Source organism: Qipengyuania sp. NPDC077410, from assembly GCF_044543405.1.
GTDB lineage: Bacteria > Pseudomonadota > Alphaproteobacteria > Sphingomonadales > Sphingomonadaceae > Qipengyuania > Qipengyuania pacifica.
Window position 1 is genome coordinate 283,781 of sequence record NZ_JBITWB010000001.1, and the last position, 18,179, is coordinate 301,959.

Sequence of the window (18,179 nt, forward strand, 5' to 3'; positions counted from 1 at the left end):
TAATGACGTCGACCATGGTGACGCTCAAACAGATCGATATCTTCGTAAGGCTCGCCGCCATCGGCAATATGGGCGAAGCCGCCACCGCGCTGGGCATGACCCAGCCCGCTCTCAGCCAGCAGTTGCGCGCGCTCGAAAGAAAGCTCGACCTGCAGTTGTTCGAACGCGTGCCCAAGGGCATGCAACTCACACCCAGCGGGCGCAAGCTGCTCGCGCAGGCCCGCACTGTCATTGCCAGTACGCGCGACTTCACCGATGCGGCCGATCACATTGCCGCTCGCCCCGCCGGCACGATACGATTTGGCGTCAGCCCTACGCTCGGCCCCTATCTCATGCCGCGCGTCATCAAGATCCTCCACGAACGCTATCCCGATCTGCGCCTCTTCATCCGCGAAGGCATTCCGTCGAAGCAGCAGGCGGATCTGGCCGCGGGTCAACTGGACATGCTGCTTTCGCCCATGCCCATCGAAGGCAAGGGCCTCAGGGTGGAACCGCTGTTCCGCGAACGCTTGCGGATCATCGCTCCGCCCGACGATCCGCTGGTGTCCCTGCCGGAACTTCGGAAGGAAGATTTCGCAGGCCGCATGTTCCTCTCGCTCGACCATCGCCATCATTACCACCGCCAGCTCGAAGATATCTGCAAGAATCTCGGCGCCACCATTCTGGCCGATTACGAAGGCACCAGCCTCGATGCCCTGCAACAGATGGTCGGGTCAGGTCTGGGTCTGGCCATCCTCCCGCATTTCTACATCCGCTCGGAAGCGGGCGGCCTCGATGTCGTGCGCATCGCCGAACCGGCGGGGTGGGAACAGCATCGCAGCATTGCCGCCGCATGGCGCGCGAGTGCAGCCTTTTCGGATCTCTATGCCGAAGTGGCAGCCGTCATTGCGGAGGAGGGGCGCCGCCAGCGCTAGCCGCCACCGCTTCGTCATCCGGGCTGGCCGCTGCCGAGTGGAGTGCGATGAACGCATTCGCGAGCGCCGCCTCGTTGTCGAGCAGCGATTCCCGGCTCGAGATCAGCTGGCGCTGCGCATCGAGCACATCGAACAGCGAGGCGAGCCCTTCGCGGTACAAGGCGTTGGACTGGCCGAGCGCGGTCTCGCTCTGCTCGATCGCCTCGGATAGCGATCCGGCACGGGCGCGGTAGGCGGTGATTGCGACCAGCGCCGTTTCGGCCTCGCCCAGCGCCTCCAGGAAGGCCTGGCGATATTCGGCCAGGCTCGCATCCAGTTCCGCCCGCGCCGCCGCAACTTCGGCCCGCCGCCGCCCACCGTCGAACAGCGGTAGATCCAGCGCTGCGCCGAGCGTTGCGAGAAATTCCGAGAACAGGCCATCGATCGAGCCGTCGCCGATGATGATCGATCCCGGCACGACGAGCGAAGGCCTGAGATCCGACTGCTCGATCCCGACCTGCGCCGCCGCGGCAGCCAGCCTCGCCTCGGCCGCCAGCACATCGCCGCGCCGCCGCAGCAGATTGGCTGGTCCGCCGAGCGGTGGTCCATCGCCGTAATTGGGTATGGTCGTCTCGCTTTCGGGCTCCGCAATCACCAGCGTCCCCGGCGCCTCGCCTACCAGTATCGCGAGCGCATGGGCTGCCTGCGCCCGGGCGATTTCGATCAGGCCCAGCCGCGCTTCCGTCTGTGCCAGATCGGCTGCAGCGCGGCGCACGTCGAGATTGGCCGACAGCCCGGCTTCGAAGCGCAGGGTCACGATCCGCAGCGTCTGCCGCTGGAGATCGGTCGATTCGGCCAGCAATTCCAGCTGCGCCCCCGTCCGGCGGTATTCCACATATTGCGCGGCGATGGCGGCGGCGATCAGGCGGCGCTGATCGGCACGAATATATCCCGCCTCGGCATAGCGCGCAGCCGCCGCGCGCACTTCCGCGCGCAGCCGCCCGGAAAAATCGGGGTCGAACGTGCCGAACAGCCCGGCACTTGCACCCGTTCGCGAAGTCCCCTCGCCCACATCGACGCTTGCCTCGGCCGACCCGTCGATCGTGGGAAGCCGGTCCGCGCGCTCTGCCCGCAGCAGGGCTTCGGCGGCTGCCAGCCGTCCCTCCGCCGCTGCAATATCGAGGTTCGCCGCAAGGCCGCGATCGACCAGCGCATCCAGCACCGGATCGGAAAAGGCACGCCACCACACGCCGTCCATGCCGGCAGGCGGCAAGTCCGCCCGGTAGCTTTCCGGCGGAGCGATCTGCGCCTCGGGCAAGTCGGTCGGAACCGCGGCACATCCGCCGAGCACAAGCGCGAGCGCGCACAGATGGAAACGCGCAGCGATCATGCAGGCGCCATCGTCATGTCTTCGTCGATGTCGTCGATCTCTTCCTGCAGTTTGGCGAGGTCGACACTGCGCGGCTTGCCGAAGCGCGCCACGCCCAGATAGATCACCGGCGTCAGGAACAGGGTGAAGACCCCGGCAATGCCCAGGCCGCCGAAGATCACCCAGCCGATCGACTGGCGCGCCTCGGCACCGGCGCCGGACGCGAGGATCAGCGGAACTGCCCCGACCACGGTCGAAATCAGCGTCATCGCGATCGGCCGCAGGCGAATGGCCGTCGCCTCTTCCACGGCCTCGCGGATAGTGCGGCCCTGATGGCGCAACTGGTCGGCGAATTCCACGATCAGGATGCCGTTCTTCGCCATCAGGCCGATCAGCATCACCAGGCCGATCTGCGAATAGATGTTGAGCGAGATGCCCGACAGGAACAGCGCCAGGATGGCCGCGACGAGCGCGAAGGGAACGGTCAGCAGCACGACGAGCGCGCTCGTCAGGCTTTCGAACTGTGCGACCAGCACCAGGAACACGATCACCAGCGCGAACAGATAGGTCAGCAGGACGTCGTTCGACGTTTCCTCGAGGCTTTCCGCATCGCCCTGCAGGATCATGTCGGTATCGTCCGCGACCGTTTCTGCCGCCAGCCGTTCGATCTCGTCGATGGCGTCCTGCAGGGGTGTTCCCTCGGCAATATCGGCCTCCACCTCGATCGCGCGGCGCTGAGCGGTGCGATTCAGTTCGGCAGCGACCCCCTGTTCCACGATCTGCGTGATGCTCGACATCGGCACCAGCGCATCGCCTTCGGTTCGGACATAGAGGTTGCGCAGATCGGAGGGATTGGTGATCGTCGTCGCCTGCGATGTCAGGAAGATCGGCACGGCCTGATCGCCGACGTTCAGATCGACGATCTCGTCCCCGCCGACCATCGCCCGCAACGTCTGGGCGACATCGTCGAGGTCCACGCCCAGATCCGACGCCCGCTGGCGATCGATGCGGATCGAAAGCTGCGGCTGGGTCGGCTGATAGGAGATGTCGGGGTTCGACAATATGGTGGATTGCGTGTCGATCGCCTCGCTCAGCTTCAGGGCAGAGGCGTAGATCTGGTCATATTCCGCGCCGGTCAGGGCGACTTCGATGTTTCCGCCGCCTCCACCACCGAAACTCAGTGTGCCGCGCCCGCGCGCATTGGTCCGCGATCCGGGAATTTCACGCAGCGGTCCGTTCAGCTCCTCGACGATGTCCGACTGGCCGCGATCGCGCTCGCCCCAATCGGCAAGCTGCGCGGTCACGCGCACCCGGTTGGGATCGTACCTGCCCACGATGGAAAAGGTGCTCTCGATTTCGCCGCTGTCCAGATAGGGCTGGAGGACCATTTCGATCTCGTCGAGTTCGCGATCCATGAAGTCCAGTCCCACGCCGTCGGGGCCGGTCGCATCGACCTCGATCACGCCGCGATCTTCATCGGGTACCAGTTCGCTGTCGAGCTGCGTGAACAGCAGCGCGGTCAGGCCCGTGACCAGCACCGCGCCGCCCACCACGGCTTTCCCGCGGTCGAGGCACCAAGCGAGTGCGGCGATGTAGCGGTCGCGCATTCGCGATCCCCAGCGCGACAGGCGGTCGGATCGATCGCCGCTCGTGCGCAGGTCGAACTTGGCCGCCAGCGCGGGTACCAGCGACAGGGCGACGAAGGATGAAATGATCACCGCGAAAGACAGCACGAAACCGAATTCGCGGAACAGCCGGCCCGCTTCCGATGGCAGGAAACTGATGGGCAGGAATACCGATACCAGTACCGCCGTCGTGGCCACGACGGCAAAGAAGACCTGCCGGGTCCCGACAACCGCGGCCGCTCGCCGTCCCAGTCCCTTGTCCTGCAGGCGCTGGGTATTCTCCAGCACCACGATGGCATCGTCGACGATCAGCCCCGTTGCCAGCACCAGCGCCAGCAGCGTCACCAGATTGACCGAAAATCCCAGCGCCCAGATACCCGCCAGCACGCCGATCAGTGCCACGGGGATGGTCGTGCTCGGTATCACGGTCGGCCGCCATGCGCGGAAGAACAGCAGCATCGTGCCCACGACGACCAGCACGGTGAAACTCAGCGTGATCAGCACCTCGCGCACCGAAATCTTGATGAAATCGGCATCGTCGGACACGATGCTGATGGTTATGTCCTCGTAACGCGCATTGATCCGGTCGACCGACGCGCGGATGGAATCGGAAATCTGGATCGTGTTCGAACTGGCCTGCCGCACCACGCCAAGTCCCACGATAGGGCGCCCGTCCAGCCGCACGAAATTGGTCGCATCGGCAGGGGCCAGCGTTACGTCCGCGACATCGCCGATGCGCGTGTTGCCCGCCACGATGACGTCGCGGACAAGGCCCGGATCGGTCGCACTGGCATCGGCGCGCACGACCAGTTCCTGCGCGTTGGACCGGAAAGATCCTACCGGCACGTCGTACGGCGCGCCTTCCAGCGCCGTGGAAACGTCGCTCATGGTCAGGCCGAAACGGTTGAGCCGCGCGGGGTCTACCGAAACGCGCATCTGCAGGGCGCGCGTGCCGAACTCGTCGATGCTCGCCACGCCGTCGGCGGTAAGCAGTTCCGGCACGACATCGTTTTCGACCAGCTGGGTGAGCTCGGCCTCGCCATAGCGTTCGCTCGACACGGCCAGCGTCATGATCGGCTGCGCATCGGCATCCGCCTTGACGATATTGACCTGTTCCACCCGGTCGGGAAGATCGCGCGTCACGCGGCTGACCGCCTCGCGGACATCGGATGCTGCCGTGTCCAGATCCACCCCGGGATTGAATTCGGCGCGAATGCGGCTGTTGTTTTCCTCGCTGGAAGACCGGATCTGCCTCACGCCCGTTACGCGCGCGATCGCGTCTTCGAGAATGCTGGTCACCTCCCGGTCCATCGTTTCGGGGGCAGCGCCGGGAAAGGTCGCGGAAACCGACACGATGGGCCGGTCGACATTGGGCAATTCGCGCACTTCGATCCCGGCGAAGGCGGCAAGCCCGGCAATGACGATAAGCAGATTGAGGACGCCCACCAGCAGCGGCCGCTTGACCGCCAGCATCGGCAGGTCGGATCTATCCGCCATCGTTACCGGCTTCGGACTGGCCGCTGGGCCGCAGTTCGACATCTTCGGCCGGCACACGGGTCGGCCGCACCAGGCGGATGGCCTGCCCGTCGCGGACCTTCTGCACACCCTTCACGATGACCCGGTCCCGGGCATTGACCTTGCCGTCGACCAGCACCTGACCGTCGCGGCGCGAGGTTATGGTGACCGGAACGCGTACGGCCTTGCCGTCGCGGACCACGAAGATATGTGATCCCTCGCCGCCCCAGACTATGGCTTCTTCGGGGACGGAAGGGCGGCTGGTGTTGTTGCGCGTGAAGGTCACGCGAAAACTCATTCCTGGGCGCAGGCGATCGTCCGAATTCGAAATTTCTGCCCGCGCGGTGAAATTGCGGCTGTCGTTCGTGATGCTGCTGTCGGTCGAGATGATGCGTGCATCGCGCGTTGTTCCGGGTTCGGAAAATGCCACTGCCTCGACCACTTGCCCTTCGCGGAGCGAGGCGAACACCTCTTCGGGTGCCGGGAAGTCGATATAGAGGCGGCTACGCTGGTCGAGCTGTGCAATGGCGGTCGCGTCGCTCACCCGGTCGCCCGGATCGACATCGGTCAGCCCGATATGGCCCGAAAACGGCGCCCGGATGGTCCGGTCCGCCAGCGCGACCTGTGCCTGCTGCAATGCCACTCGCGCAGAATCGAGTGCGGTCTCTCCCGCTTCGATCTGGCTTTCGGATATTGCGCCTGTATCTTCGATCCGCCGGTATCGCCCGAGCAATTGCTCCGCTTCGCGTACCTGGACGCGCGCGGCATCCACGGCGAGCCGTTCCTGCCGCGCATCCAGTTCCAGCAGCGGCTGGCCCGATTGCACATAGTCGCCGGCGGAAAACATCACGCGGGTTACGCGGCCTGCCGTTTCGGGAAACAGTTGGGCGGATGTAACGGCCCGCGCAGTGCCGATTGCCTCGATCCGGGTCTGTTCCGGCAACAGGCGAATTGTTTCGGCCACCACCGGGATCGCCTCTTCCGCACGTTCTGCGCCCTCTGGCGAACAGCCTGCAAGAAGTATCCCGCCCAAAAGGCCGAGCGGTCGAATTATGGAACCCATGCCGCGTGGCGTAACCAATGCGGACACATAGCAAAAGCCCTAATCCGCTCAGGCATCTATCTTGTTCCAATACGATGATCGCCAGACCCGGACATTGCCGGACCTGGCGATCTGTCACCGCGTCGATATCGACGGGTTATATGTCGTTAGTTGGCAGGGGCCGGCTCGCGCAGGTTCTTCGCTGCGTTCTTGTCGCCTTCGCCCTTGGCGAGATCCGACGTCGCCGGCACGCCCGCATAGCCCTTGATGGACTCTGCGCTTGCCATGCCGGGGGCCTTGGACTTGCCGCCGACCAGATCGCGCGTTGCCTTTTCGATGCGATCGCCGATGGCCTTGTCCACATTGCGCCAGTAATCGAACGCACGCACGAGGATCGGCTCGCTGACCCCATCGGCAAGGTGCCCGGCGACATTGTCGACGAACCGGTCGCGCTGCGCGTCGTCCATGACTTCGCGCACCAGCGCACCGGCCTGGCTCCAGTCGTCGTCGTCCTCGCGCAGCGTATATGCCTGGCGTACCATGTCGCCATCGGACATCCAGGTCGCTTCGCCGCCAACCTGCGGCTGCGCGCCGGCGCCGCCATAGGAATTGGGTGCATAGACCGGGTCGACGGCATTGACCGTGCGCCCCTGTCCCGCGCGGGAATAGCTGTGAACCTCGGCATTCTTCGCCTGATTGACCGGGATCTGCTTGTAATTGACCCCCAGCCGGGCGCGGTGCGCATCGGCATAGGAAAATCCGCGGGCCAGCAGCATCTTGTCGGGCGACAGGCCGATGCCGGGGACCATGTTGTTGGGCTCGAAGGCGAGCTGTTCGATCTGGGTGTCCCAGTCGACCGGATTTTCGGTCAGCGTCAGCTTGCCGACTTCCATCAGCGGGTAATCCTTGTGCGGCCAGACCTTGGTCAGGTCGAACGGATTGATGCGGTAGGTCTTGGCATCCTCGAACGGCATGATCTGCCATTTCAGGGTCCAGCTGGGATGATCGCCCTTCGCGATGGCATCGAACAGGTCGCGGCGGTGATAATCGCCATCCTGCCCGGCCATCTTGTCGGCTTCATCCTGCGTCAGATGCGCATTCCCGTCGCCCTGATCGCTGTGCCAGTGGAACTTGACCCAGAATTTCTCGCCTTCCTCATTGACCAGCATGTAGGTGTGGCTGGAATAGCCGTTCATCTCGCGCCAGTTCTTCGGAATGCCGCGGTCGCCCATCAGATAGGTGACCTGATGCGCGCTTTCGGGGCTCAGGGTCCAGAAATCCCACTGCATGTCATGATCGCGCAGACCATTGTCGGCCCGGCGCTTCTGGCTGCGGATGAAATGCTGGAATTTCAGCGGATCGCGAATGAAGAAGATCGGCGTGTTGTTGCCGACCATGTCGAAATTGCCGTCCTCGGTATAGATCTTGACCGAAAAGCCGCGCGGATCGCGCCAGGTGTCCGGGCTGCCGCGCTCACCGGCAACCGTGCTGAAGCGCGCTGCCGCTTCGGCCTTCGCGCCCTTCTGAAAAATCTTCGCCTTGGTGTATTTCGACACGTCCGCCGTGGTTTCATACGTGCCGAATGCGCCCGAGCCTTTCGCGTGGGGCTGGCGCTCCGGAATGCGCTCCCGATTGAAGTTCGCCATCTGCTCGATCAGGTAATGATCGTTGAGGACAATGGGGCCGTCGCGCCCGACCGTCAGCGAATGTTCGTCGCTCTGAACCGGAATGCCGGCGTCGGTCGTGGTGAATGGGCATTTGGGGGTATCGGCCATGGCAGGAATCCTTCGCGTTTGCGTACCCTTCCAGAACCGGCGCTGCCGATGGACGTTCCGCGAAGAATCGTAGTGCGCAAATAAACCCGGCAATCACCCGTGCGCGCCGAACTCATTTGCAATGGCAGTCGAGATGCGCAGGCACAGTGCATAGGCCTGCTCGATCGGGTCGATGTACTTCTCGCGGATAGCCGCATAGCCTTCGCCCGCGCCGATCGGATACTGTCCGGGCTCCTCCAGCGCGAAGTCGTCCTTACGCGGGAAACTGGTCGGGAAGGCGCGGCGCAGCTGTGCCAGCGCATCGTCGATCCGCAGTGTGAAGACCATTTCCAGCACATCCGTCCGGCTGATGTCGTTGGCCCGGCTGAAGGCCGGCACCGACACCACCTTTAAGAACATGTGCTGGAGCAGCGCCAGCCGCACGGCCTGCAAGACGCCGATTGCGCGGCGCACGCTTTCCCGTTCGGGATGCGGATCGTCGTCCGGCACGAGGTCCAGCAGCCGGTGCAGCTTGAGCGCATCGACGCGCAGGCGGGACGACAGGCGGCGGAACACGCCGTTGCGATCGTCCTTGATGAGATATTCGGCCAGCGCTTCGCAGGCTTCCGCCAGATGCGGCTCGGTCCCACGATAGGGGCGGCTAGCCCAATAGGCCGAATTGAACAATTCGCCGAACGCCGCCACTGTCTTGATGCTTGCAAGGGCGTTCGATGCCCTGATCAAACGTATGATCTGCATGCCTCTCGGGCTGTCGGCAAGCAGGGCGCCCATCTCCTCGATCTGGCTTTCGGCCGCGCTACCGACCCCGGCTATGATGTTCACCGGATAGCCCAGCTGCTGCAGAATGGCATTGTGCGGGATGGCGCGGATCTGCCGCAGACTCATCTCGCGATCGGCGGATAAGTCGCTCTGGCGGCGTGATTTTCTGCTGCCCGTCTCGTTCAGCAGGCCCAGCCCGAACGCGGTGATCGCGCGGCTGTAGGTCCGGCTTTCCAGATGGTCGCGCTGGTGCTCCTTGATCGCCCGATAGAAATCCAGGCTGAGATCGGTCCGGCGATAGAACGGGTCCGTCGGCACATCCGGATCCGTATGCGCCGGACTATGCGCAACCACCTGCGTAAGCGTCGCCAGCGCGATTTCGGGGGTCGCGAAGAGCAGATAGCCGTCCCCGCCCTGAAAGCTCGCCTCGGGCTCGAGCGCGATCCCGGCGCGCGTGAAACGCCTTTGTGCCCAAGGGCTTAGTGCCCATTCGATGCGATCTTCGAAGCTGGAAGGATGCGCCCCGCGGCCCATACCTTCGCCATGTGTGTCGAAGATCAGTGCGGCTACATCGGTGAGACCGTTCGCCGCCATCGCTTCCGCCAGCCGACCCTGCAGCCGCTCGATCGCGAGGCTTGCAGGGATCTGGCCAACGAACCGACCCGCATCCGAAAAACCGGTCTGGATGGCAATCCGCCCACGCGTCTTCGCATAGGCCTGATAGTCAGGTTCGGAGAGCAGCAGGTCGAGAAAACGCCCCCCATGTTCCAGCGCGGTTTCGGTCTCGAACAGCGGCGAGACATCGACCCTGTCCGCGATGCCGAAGAGCCTGGCGAAATACAGTGCGGCGAGCACGGTCGACGGCTGTTCGCATTCTGCCACGAGCATGCGGATCGGCGCATCCGCATCGACGTGCTTCAGTATCTGCGTCATGACGAGAAATTGCCTGATCGCAGTAGAGCTTTCTACCGCAAGGCTGGCGAAATTGGCGCTCTGCGGTTCGACCTCGGCGAGCAATTCTCGCAGCGCCGCGACTGCCCCGCGGCTGGAAAGGTCGATATCCGCCGCATCGCCGAGCCGTGTACGGATGGCATTGTGCAATTGCTTGGCATTCACCCGGAAATGGATCCAACCCATCCCCAAGCCATCGGCCCGCATGGCAGCCGCAAGCGTGCGAAGCGCCACCGCCGTATCGACACCTTGATCGTCCGCCTCGCCTTCCAGGCGCTCGATAAGCGGAGCCAGGGAAAGCAGTTTGTCGGGGTGATCCTGAGTAAGGCGATTGGCCGCGGCCGACATGTTTTCGGGGGCAGAAAGGTCGCCCGCGAATTCGTCCGCGCTGGTCTGCGCCCGCTCCTGCGCCGAGCGCAATGTGGCGATCAGTTCGTGCGAGGGATCGATCGCCTCCAGGCTGGCAGCGTAACGCTCCAGCCGCTCGGCCTTTTCAGCGAGGCGGAAAGCGATGGAGGTGTACCATTTGATGTCGGTACGCCCGTCCATGTCGTAGCCAACCCAGGTGGCGAACCGGAACGGCAGCGGTTGCAGTTCGGTCCACCGGTCGGGGAATGCCTCCCCCGCCTGACGTAGTATTGTGGCGATTAACTTGTCGCGGGCATCCTGCGCATTGGCCATCGCTGACATCGCGCACCCGTGCTCGTACCGCAGGGTGATTTCCGGCCTTTCGCCATCGCGCACCGTCGCCTTGCCCCCGTTGCCGACCGCGGCGGCGACCGCATCGCTCTGCTGCGGCGATAACAGGAAGGTCGGGTGAGCGGTGAAGACCGCATGCATGTGCGGGCGTTCCCAGAACGCTCTGAATGCTTCGAAATCGCCTTTCGGGGCCGAGAGCTGCGAAAGCCTTTCGCCTGCGCGGTCGGGCCGAAGGAGCTTCTTCAGCCGTGACGCCCGAGCATCGAGCGACTGCGCTTCGAGTTCATCGACCAACCCGGCAAGCTGTCCGATATCCAGTTCGCCATTCTCCAGCTTTCGCGAGATATCGAGCGAAAGCTGGAAAACCGGATTGAAGAGCGGAGTCTCGCGAGTTTGGCGATGAAGCACCCTGAGGCGATCGCTCAGACTTGCGAGGGTCGGTTCGATTGTCGTTTCTGCCATTGCTCTACTCTACCCCTGGATCCGGGTGCGAGTTCCGCGGCAACGCTGCCTTTGTGTCAAGATACGAGCTTCGCGAGCCGCATGAATACGGATGCAGGTGACATTATCCGACCGCGCGGATCAATCCCCCGACATCCCGGCAGTTGATGAGCGCAGCCACATCGCTCGCAGGCACCGGCCTGCTGAGCAGAAAGCCCTGGATATATTCGCACCCTTCTCGCCTCAGGATTTCACGTTGCTCGGCATACTCCACGCCCTCAGCCAGCGTGCGCATGCCCAGCGCTGACGCAAGCGTGGTGATCGCCCGAATGACCGCGTGGGCATTGTTCCCCTCCACGTTCAGATCGCGCACGAAGCTCTGGTCGATCTTGACCTTGTCGAACGGGAAACTGCGCAGATAGCTGAGTGAGGAATACCCGGTGCCGAAATCATCCAAGGCGATGCGGACCCCGAGATCCCGCAATTTGTGAAGCGTACTCAATGTCTTTTCGACATCGGCAATGAATATGCTCTCGGTAATTTCCAGCTCCAACCGGTTCGGTCTGAGGCCCGATTGGGTGAGGGCCTGCAAGATCGTCGTCGTGAGGCCGGGTGTCGAGAACTGTTTCGCCGAAACATTGACGGAGACCGACAGATGCTCCGGCCATTCGCGCGCCGATCGGCATGCTTCGCGCACGACCCATTCGCCTATTTGCAGAATGAGGCCGGTCTCCTCGGCCAGCGGTATAAATTCTGCCGGGCTGATCATGCCGCGCTTGGGGTGGTTCCAGCGGATCAGAGCCTCGAACCCTTCCAGTTCTTCCCGCGCGAGACTGTAAAGCGGCTGGAAATAGAGCTCGAAGCCGCCGTCTTTTATGGCCAGGCGGAGATCAAGCTCCATCTCACGGCGGACACGGGCTTGTTCATCGAGCGAAGGCTCGAAGAAATGGAAGTCCGATTTGCCCCCACGCTTGGCCCGATAGAGCGCAAGGTCGGCATGCTTCAGAAGGTCGACGCCGGTTTCGCCGTCTATCGGCGCAACCGCGACGCCCACGCTGGCTGAACAATCGACCGTATGGCCGCCGATCTCTACCTGTTGGGCGAAGCAGTTCTGGATATGCTGAGCGATGGGGAGCAGACTTTCGTTCTCGTTCTCGACCACCGTAAGAACGGCAAACTCGTCCCCGCCCAGCCGCGCAATCCGCGCATTGCCGAGTTCGGAGTTGAGACGCGCGGCAATCTGCCGAAGCAGGGTATCGCCTGCTGGATGGCCCAGCGTGTCGTTGACCACCTTGAAATCGTCGAGATCGCAATATGCGACAAGGACTCGTTCGCCCTCCTTGCGCCGCGCCAAAGCCTGCCCCAGCTGTTCGACGAACAGCTTGCGGTTGGGCAGGTTCGTGAGCCCGTCGTGCAAACCGATATGAATGATCTCGCGTTCGCGTTCCGCAATTGCCTCGACCATGGAATTGAAACTTGTCGCAAGCCGGCCGACCTCGTCGTCGGTTTCGGCCTGCAATACGGCTTCTTCGCCGCGGCCGAACTGCCGGACGGCATCGTCAAGCGCGGACAGCGGTTTGGTAATGCCGCGTGCGATCCGCCACCCGAGTGCCACGACCAGCGCCAGTCCCAATGTACCGACCAGCACGATCAGATATTTCAGAACGGCATATTCCGCCATCGCCGATGCCAGCGAGTGGCGCAGAACGAGGCGAGGATCCAGCCCATCCTGCAGGCTTGGAAGAACGCTGACGCGGAAAAGATTTCGGGCTTCGTCGTGAGCTTCAATCACGGTCCCCGGCGGCTGTGAGGCTGCTATGTCCGGCAAGTCATCGTGGAGCAGGACCTCCGAGTGGAAATCGACCGCCGCCAATTCGCCCAGGCGTGCCATTTCCGCCTTGTCGAGCGGCGATGCCAGGACCAGCCAGCCCATCAGATCCGGCACCTCGATCGGCGACGCAGCGGCAAGCGCAAGCGTGTCGCCGAGCTGGATCACCCCTTTGTTTTCGCCAGAATCCAAAGCGAACCAGATCGGTTCTGCCGGAGGAAGTGCGCCCGAGCCATCACCGATGATGTCCCCGTCGAGCCCAACGACGAAAGCGGAGCTGGCGTTCGTCCGGTCACGCACATTACGCAAGGCGCTGGCGAGTGTGGCCTCATCCTCCGTCGCCAGGGCTTCGCGAAACCCATAATCGCGCGCCAGGACATCTGTCGCACCGCGCATCTGCCGCGCGCGCAGTTCGATAATCTCGTCGAAAACGCGCGCACTGGCGGCGAGATCGCGGCTCGCGCTGTTCTCCCCGAAACGCTCGATGCTGACGTTGACCAGCGCCAGCACCACCGCCAGCACTGCCGCGAAAAGGCCTGCGTAAAGTATGGCAATCCGCAGCTTCAGTGAAGCGAAGCGCGGCAACTTGATCGTCGCGAGCATGGCCATCACCGCAGCTGCACCGCCACCTTGTGATTACCCGATGCGGAAATCTGCTTCGACATTTCACCGCCCGGACCGCGCAGTCGGGGATGCCAGACGGTCAGCTTGGCCGATCCCGAGGGCACATTGGCCAGGGTCACGTAGCCATTGGCATCGGTTTTGCCTGCAAAGGGCGTATCGACCACGCGGATATAACCGCGCATCTCATCGTGAATATTGCACCCGAGCGCCACGGCGCCGGCAATGGGAAAGGTATGGGTTCGGGTCTGGTCCCGGCCATAGAGGTCGATCTCGAAGCGTGCAGGCTTCGAAAAGCTGTAGATCGAATGGCGCACCTTATCGAGGTTGGGAAAGGCCACGGTGCTGCCACGTGCGACCACCAGTGTACCGGGCGCGAATTGCTCGTTCCGCTGCGCCATCGCCATCCGCCAGGGGAAGGTGATGCGCCCTGCGCGTCCGCCCGCAGCGTCCAGTTCGACCACGGCATCGCGCACCGGGACACCGCGTTCATCGACCACCTGGACCCGGACCGGGCCGACAGAGGCCGCCCATGCAAAGGAAGCCGGTATCGCCACAAGGGCTGCGAGAAAGGCAAAACGCGTCCACATCCCCGGTATCGTACGGGGTCAGGAGTTAAGAAAGTGTCCGCATACGGTTAATAACTTTTGCACCACATCCTGCCATCAATTGCGCATGACCCCTGTTTTCAATCACTTTGCCACCTGCTTGATCGTGGCGCCTCTCGCTCTGCTGCCGATGTCGCTCTGCGCTCAGGAAGTTCCTTCGGATACGCAAACTGTCGACCAGGCCGGAACCTTCCCGGAATACAATGCCAAACTACTGCTAACCAACGCGGTCAGCGCCGTCGATGGTGCGAGCGGTGGCGGCATTTCGAACTGGGCGACCATCGCAGGACGGCAGGAAACACGCGGCGTGGGCGTTCAGGCTCATTTGACGGCAGTGCTTCTGCCGGACTTCTTCTATCAGTCGCATGGGGTGGCGCTGGGAATCGCCGACAGGATCGAGCTGAGCTACGCACGACAGAATTTCGACACGCAGGATGTCGGTGCCGCGCTCGGCATTGGACAGGGCTATATGCTCAATCAGGATGTATTCGGCGCCAAGGTCAGACTGTTCGGTGACGTCGTCTACGGCAATACAATGGTCCCTCAGGTCGCTGTGGGCGCACAGTATAAACGCAGTCTCGACGGCGCCGTCGGCAGCGCGGTGGGGGCAGCGCATGACGAAGGTGTCGATGTTACGTTGAGCGCGACCAAGCTTTTTCTCAGCCACAGCGTGCTGGTCAATACGACGGCGCGGCTGACAAAGGCCAATCAGAACGGCTTGCTGGGGTTCGGCAGCGTTTCAGACGACAGTTACGCGGTCCAGTTCGAGGGCGCTGTCGCTTATCAGTTTTCCCGTCGCTTCGTTCTGGGGACCGAGTTCCGCACCAAGCCGGACAATCTCGGCCTTGGCGAAGGCGACTGGTTCGATGTCTTTGCCGCCTATGCGCCCAGCGACAATCTGACCGTGACCGCAGCATATGCCGATCTTGGCTCGATCGCGACATTCACGGGTCAGCGCGGCGCATTCCTGCAGGCGCAGGTCGCATTCTAGGAGTTATGCCCATGTTGCTCACTGCCACCCTCTCGCTCTTGCTCATGCAGCAAGCTCCTGCAGAAAATGTCGACTGGGATGCCGAATTCGGCGTCGAAGAAGTCGAACGCGATCCTGCAACCAGGGAAATTCCCGTCGAACCTTACGAGCAAAATAACGAAAACGCCGGCGCCAAGCCATTCACCGGCGATGACATGGCTGAAACGTTCGGCGGCCGTGACGGCATCCGCCAGATCGCCGAAAGGTTCGTCGAGATCAATTTCGCCGATCCGCGCATTCAGGGCATATTCGCCGGCCACGACGAAGTCCGATTGCGGCGCACGATTTTCGAACAGTTCTGTTACATCCTGAACGCTGGCTGCGACTATACCGGACGCGATATGAAAAGCTCTCACGAAGGGCTTGGCTCGCGCAAGGCCGACCTCAATGCCATAGTCGAGAACCTCCAGCAGGCGATGCGGGAACAGGATGTGCCGTTCGCTGCCCAGAACCGTTTCCTGTCCAAGCTGGCACCGATGAGCAGGGACGTCATCAACCGCTAAAGGGCTGGACACAAAAGGTCGCAAGGCCCACCCGTTACCGATGACCGGGATTATGCGAGACGAAGAAAACTCATGAGCGATTGGACGATCGGCATCATCGGGGGATCTGGGCTCTATGCCATGGATGCCCTCGAAGATGCGCAATGGATCCCGGTTCAATCGCCTTGGGGCGAGCCCTCCGACGAAATCCTGTGCGGCAAAATCGGGCATGTTCGCGTCCGCTTTCTGCCGCGGCACGGACGTGGCCACCGTCTGGCCCCTTCTACCGTCAATGCACAGGCGAACATCGATGCGCTAAAACGCGCGGGCTGCACCGACATCCTTGCCGTGAGCGCAGTCGGATCGCTTTCGGAAGAACTTTCTCCGGGCAGGTTCGTCACCATCGATCAGTTTATCGACAACACCTGCGGGCGCCCATCGAGCTTCTTCGGAGATGGATTCGTTGCCCATGTGTCGATGGCCGACCCGGTGTGCCCACGGCTGTCGAAACACGCTGCAAAGGCCGTTGCCACCGCTGGCGGTGAATGTGCGCAGGGCGCGACTTATGTCGCTATCGAGGGCCCGCAGTTTTCAACTCGTGCCGAAAGCCGCCTGTACCGGCATTGGGGTGCCGAAGTGATCGGAATGACGGCCATGCCCGAAGCCCGGCTCGCTCGCGAAGCGGAACTGCCCTATGCCCTTCTGGCTATGGTTACCGACTACGACAGCTGGAAGGACGATGCCGATACGGTGGACGTTGCGCAAGTGGTCGAACAGATGCGCGGCAACGCGAAACTGGCAAGGAAAGCGATCGAAGCTTTCTGCAAGGGCCTGCCGAAGAAACGCAGCCCGTCCCCCATCGATCATGCCCTGACCGACGCCGTCATCACCGCGCCCGAAAGACATGACAAGGCGGTACTTGCCAAGCTCGACGCGGTTGCAGGGCGGTTGTTTCGGCAAGGATGACCGATAGCTACGACCTCCTCGTCATCGGCGGCGGGATCAACGGCGCCGGGATCGCGCGGGATGCTGCAGGGCGGGGCCTGAAGGTTCTACTTGTCGAGAAGGACGATCTGGCTTCGCATACATCTTCCGCCAGCACCAAGCTGGTGCATGGCGGCTTGCGCTATCTCGAACACTACGAATTCCGACTGGTCGCGGAATCCCTGCGCGAACGCGAAGTGCTGCTTCGCAATGCGCCGCATATCATCTGGCCCCTGCGTTTCGTGATGCCGCACGACCCCAGCATGCGCCCGAAATGGATGCTGCGCCTTGGCCTCGCCCTTTACGATCGGATCGGCGGCCGAACGAGCCTGCCCAAGAGCAAGAGCGTCGATTTGCGTATCGCTCCCCACCGCAACACCCTCCAGGGGCGGCTGAAGTCCGGTTTCGAATATTCGGATTGCTGGGTGGAAGATTCCCGCCTTGTCGTGCTGACGGCGAAGGATGCGGAGGAGCGCGGCGCCGAAATCCGGGTTCGTACCCAATGCACCGGTCTGGAACGTAATGCGAGCAACTGGACTGCGCATCTGCGAGGCGGGGCGGGGGTACGCAGCATAACTGCGCAGGCTGTCGTCAATGCGGCCGGCCCCTTTGTCGACCGCGTAGCCGTGACCGCACTCGGGCAAGGAACGCCAGCGCATTTGCGACTGGTGAAAGGTAGCCACATAATCCTTTCGCGTCGGTTTGCCGGAGATCATGCCTATATCTTCCAGCAAACGGACGGGCGGATCGTCTTCGCCATACCCTACGAACGGGATTTCACACTGATCGGCACCACCGATCTCCTGTACGAAGGCGATCTCGATGACGTGGTCATTTCTCCAAAGGAAATCGCGTATCTAATCGAGGCGGCTTCCCGATATTTTTCCAGTGCAATTACCGAAGACGAGATTGTCTCGTCCTACTCTGGCGTACGTCCGCTCTACGAAGATCATGCCGCCAGCAACTCCACCGTAACCCGTGATTACGTCTTCGAACTCGATAACGAGGGCGGCGCACCGATCCTGTCGGTATACGGCGGCAAGATCACAACGTACCGCAAGCTTGCAGAACATGCGCTGGAAAAGCTTGGGAGAGTGCTGGCTTTGCCCGGAAAAGCCTGGACCGCTAACGCCCCGCTACCTGGTGGTGACATGCCGGATGGCGATTTTGCAGCCTTCCTGTGGCGCATTAGCGAGCGCTATAAATGGCTGCCGCCGGAAATGCTCCTTCGCCTTGCACGCGCCTACGGTACGCGGATTGAAGCCGTCATCGGCTCGGCTGGCTCACTTGGGGAGCTTGGAGCGCACATGGGCGGAAATCTCTATGAGGCCGAATTGCACTACCTTGTGGACGCCGAATACGCGCGTACGGCGCAGGACGTATTGTGGAGACGCAGCAAACTCGGTCTTCATCTGCCTGTTGCCGCCCAGCAGGCGGTCGCAGACTGGTTTGCGGCCCAAACCTCATAAGCCGCTACGGAACAAGGACGTTTCACAAAGCTTGTAAGGGAAACACGGCGGGTCCAAGGGGCTTGCTTTAATCCTCCTTTCCTTTCGG

At 62.5% G+C, this 18,179-nt stretch carries 12 protein-coding genes; 5 read left to right on the forward strand and 7 right to left on the reverse strand.

Annotated elements, in window-relative coordinates:
• Positions 1 to 14 precede the first annotated feature (14 nt).
• Positions 15 to 914, forward strand: a complete 900-nt coding sequence (locus ACIGGE_RS01435) for a hydrogen peroxide-inducible genes activator (protein WP_397489207.1) — start codon at positions 15 to 17, stop codon at positions 912 to 914.
• On the opposite strand, the gene ACIGGE_RS01440 is transcribed toward ACIGGE_RS01435, so the two are convergent.
• The 7 genes from ACIGGE_RS01440 to ACIGGE_RS01470 form a co-directional block, all read right to left on the reverse strand.
• Positions 883 to 2,283: an efflux transporter outer membrane subunit gene (locus tag ACIGGE_RS01440; protein WP_397489208.1), complete on the reverse strand. Its 1,401-nt coding sequence runs from the start codon at positions 2,281 to 2,283 to the stop codon at positions 883 to 885. The genes ACIGGE_RS01435 and ACIGGE_RS01440 overlap by 32 nt on opposite strands.
• Positions 2,280 to 5,384, reverse strand: a complete 3,105-nt coding sequence (locus ACIGGE_RS01445) for an efflux RND transporter permease subunit (protein WP_397489209.1) — start codon at positions 5,382 to 5,384, stop codon at positions 2,280 to 2,282. Before ACIGGE_RS01445 ends, ACIGGE_RS01440 begins: the two co-directional genes overlap by 4 nt.
• Entirely contained in the window at positions 5,374 to 6,465 is a 1,092-nt protein-coding gene (locus ACIGGE_RS01450; protein WP_397489210.1) for an efflux RND transporter periplasmic adaptor subunit, read from the reverse strand. Before ACIGGE_RS01450 ends, ACIGGE_RS01445 begins: the two co-directional genes overlap by 11 nt.
• 146 nt (positions 6,466 to 6,611) lie before the next feature.
• A complete protein-coding gene (locus ACIGGE_RS01455) occupies positions 6,612 to 8,219 on the reverse strand; it encodes a catalase (RefSeq protein ID WP_397489211.1) in 1,608 nt (535 codons plus the stop codon).
• Between the two features lie 93 nt (positions 8,220 to 8,312).
• A complete protein-coding gene (locus ACIGGE_RS01460) occupies positions 8,313 to 11,090 on the reverse strand; it encodes a phosphoenolpyruvate carboxylase (RefSeq protein WP_397489212.1) in 2,778 nt (925 codons plus the stop codon).
• A 103-nt stretch (positions 11,091 to 11,193) separates the two neighbouring features.
• A complete protein-coding gene (locus tag ACIGGE_RS01465; protein ID WP_397489213.1) occupies positions 11,194 to 13,506 on the reverse strand; it encodes a putative bifunctional diguanylate cyclase/phosphodiesterase in 2,313 nt (770 codons plus the stop codon).
• Positions 13,506 to 14,108: a methylamine utilization protein gene (locus tag ACIGGE_RS01470; RefSeq protein WP_397489214.1), complete on the reverse strand. Its 603-nt coding sequence runs from the start codon at positions 14,106 to 14,108 to the stop codon at positions 13,506 to 13,508. The genes ACIGGE_RS01465 and ACIGGE_RS01470 overlap by 1 nt, the downstream gene beginning before the upstream one ends.
• Before the next feature lie 85 nt (positions 14,109 to 14,193).
• On the opposite strand from ACIGGE_RS01470, the gene ACIGGE_RS01475 reads away from it, so the two are divergent.
• The 4 genes from ACIGGE_RS01475 to glpD all read left to right on the forward strand — a co-directional run bounded on the left by ACIGGE_RS01475 (position 14,194) and on the right by glpD (position 18,091).
• Complete coding sequence (locus tag ACIGGE_RS01475) at positions 14,194 to 15,117, forward strand: DUF3034 family protein (protein WP_397489215.1); 924 nt, start codon at positions 14,194 to 14,196, stop codon at positions 15,115 to 15,117.
• Positions 15,118 to 15,128: 11 nt separating this feature from the next.
• Positions 15,129 to 15,659 carry a group 1 truncated hemoglobin gene (locus ACIGGE_RS01480; RefSeq protein WP_397489216.1) on the forward strand — a complete coding sequence of 177 codons (531 nt, stop codon included), beginning with the start codon at positions 15,129 to 15,131 and terminating at the stop codon, positions 15,657 to 15,659.
• Between the two features lie 72 nt (positions 15,660 to 15,731).
• Complete coding sequence (gene mtnP / locus ACIGGE_RS01485; protein ID WP_397489217.1) at positions 15,732 to 16,604, forward strand: S-methyl-5'-thioadenosine phosphorylase; 873 nt, start codon at positions 15,732 to 15,734, stop codon at positions 16,602 to 16,604.
• Positions 16,601 to 18,091 (forward strand): glycerol-3-phosphate dehydrogenase, encoded by a 1,491-nt coding sequence (gene glpD, locus ACIGGE_RS01490; protein ID WP_397489218.1) that lies wholly within the window; start codon positions 16,601 to 16,603, stop codon positions 18,089 to 18,091. The genes mtnP and glpD overlap by 4 nt, the downstream gene beginning before the upstream one ends.
• Positions 18,092 to 18,179: the final 88 nt, after the last annotated feature.

Coding starts and splice junctions, on each gene's coding strand:
- mtnP (WP_397489217.1), top strand. CDS start 15,732: ATGAGCGATTGGACGATCGGCATCATCGGGGGATCTGGGCTCTATGCC.
- ACIGGE_RS01475 (WP_397489215.1), top strand. CDS start 14,194: ATGACCCCTGTTTTCAATCACTTTGCCACCTGCTTGATCGTGGCGCCT.
- ACIGGE_RS01455 (WP_397489211.1), bottom strand. CDS start 8,219: ATGGCCGATACCCCCAAATGCCCATTCACCACGACCGACGCCGGCATT.
- ACIGGE_RS01440 (WP_397489208.1), bottom strand. CDS start 2,283: ATGATCGCTGCGCGTTTCCATCTGTGCGCGCTCGCGCTTGTGCTCGGC.
- ACIGGE_RS01480 (WP_397489216.1), top strand. CDS start 15,129: ATGTTGCTCACTGCCACCCTCTCGCTCTTGCTCATGCAGCAAGCTCCT.
- ACIGGE_RS01450 (WP_397489210.1), bottom strand. CDS start 6,465: ATGGGTTCCATAATTCGACCGCTCGGCCTTTTGGGCGGGATACTTCTT.
- ACIGGE_RS01445 (WP_397489209.1), bottom strand. CDS start 5,384: ATGGCGGATAGATCCGACCTGCCGATGCTGGCGGTCAAGCGGCCGCTG.
- ACIGGE_RS01470 (WP_397489214.1), bottom strand. CDS start 14,108: ATGTGGACGCGTTTTGCCTTTCTCGCAGCCCTTGTGGCGATACCGGCT.
- glpD (WP_397489218.1), top strand. CDS start 16,601: ATGACCGATAGCTACGACCTCCTCGTCATCGGCGGCGGGATCAACGGC.
- ACIGGE_RS01465 (WP_397489213.1), bottom strand. CDS start 13,506: ATGGCCATGCTCGCGACGATCAAGTTGCCGCGCTTCGCTTCACTGAAG.
- ACIGGE_RS01460 (WP_397489212.1), bottom strand. CDS start 11,090: ATGGCAGAAACGACAATCGAACCGACCCTCGCAAGTCTGAGCGATCGC.
- ACIGGE_RS01435 (WP_397489207.1), top strand. CDS start 15: ATGGTGACGCTCAAACAGATCGATATCTTCGTAAGGCTCGCCGCCATC.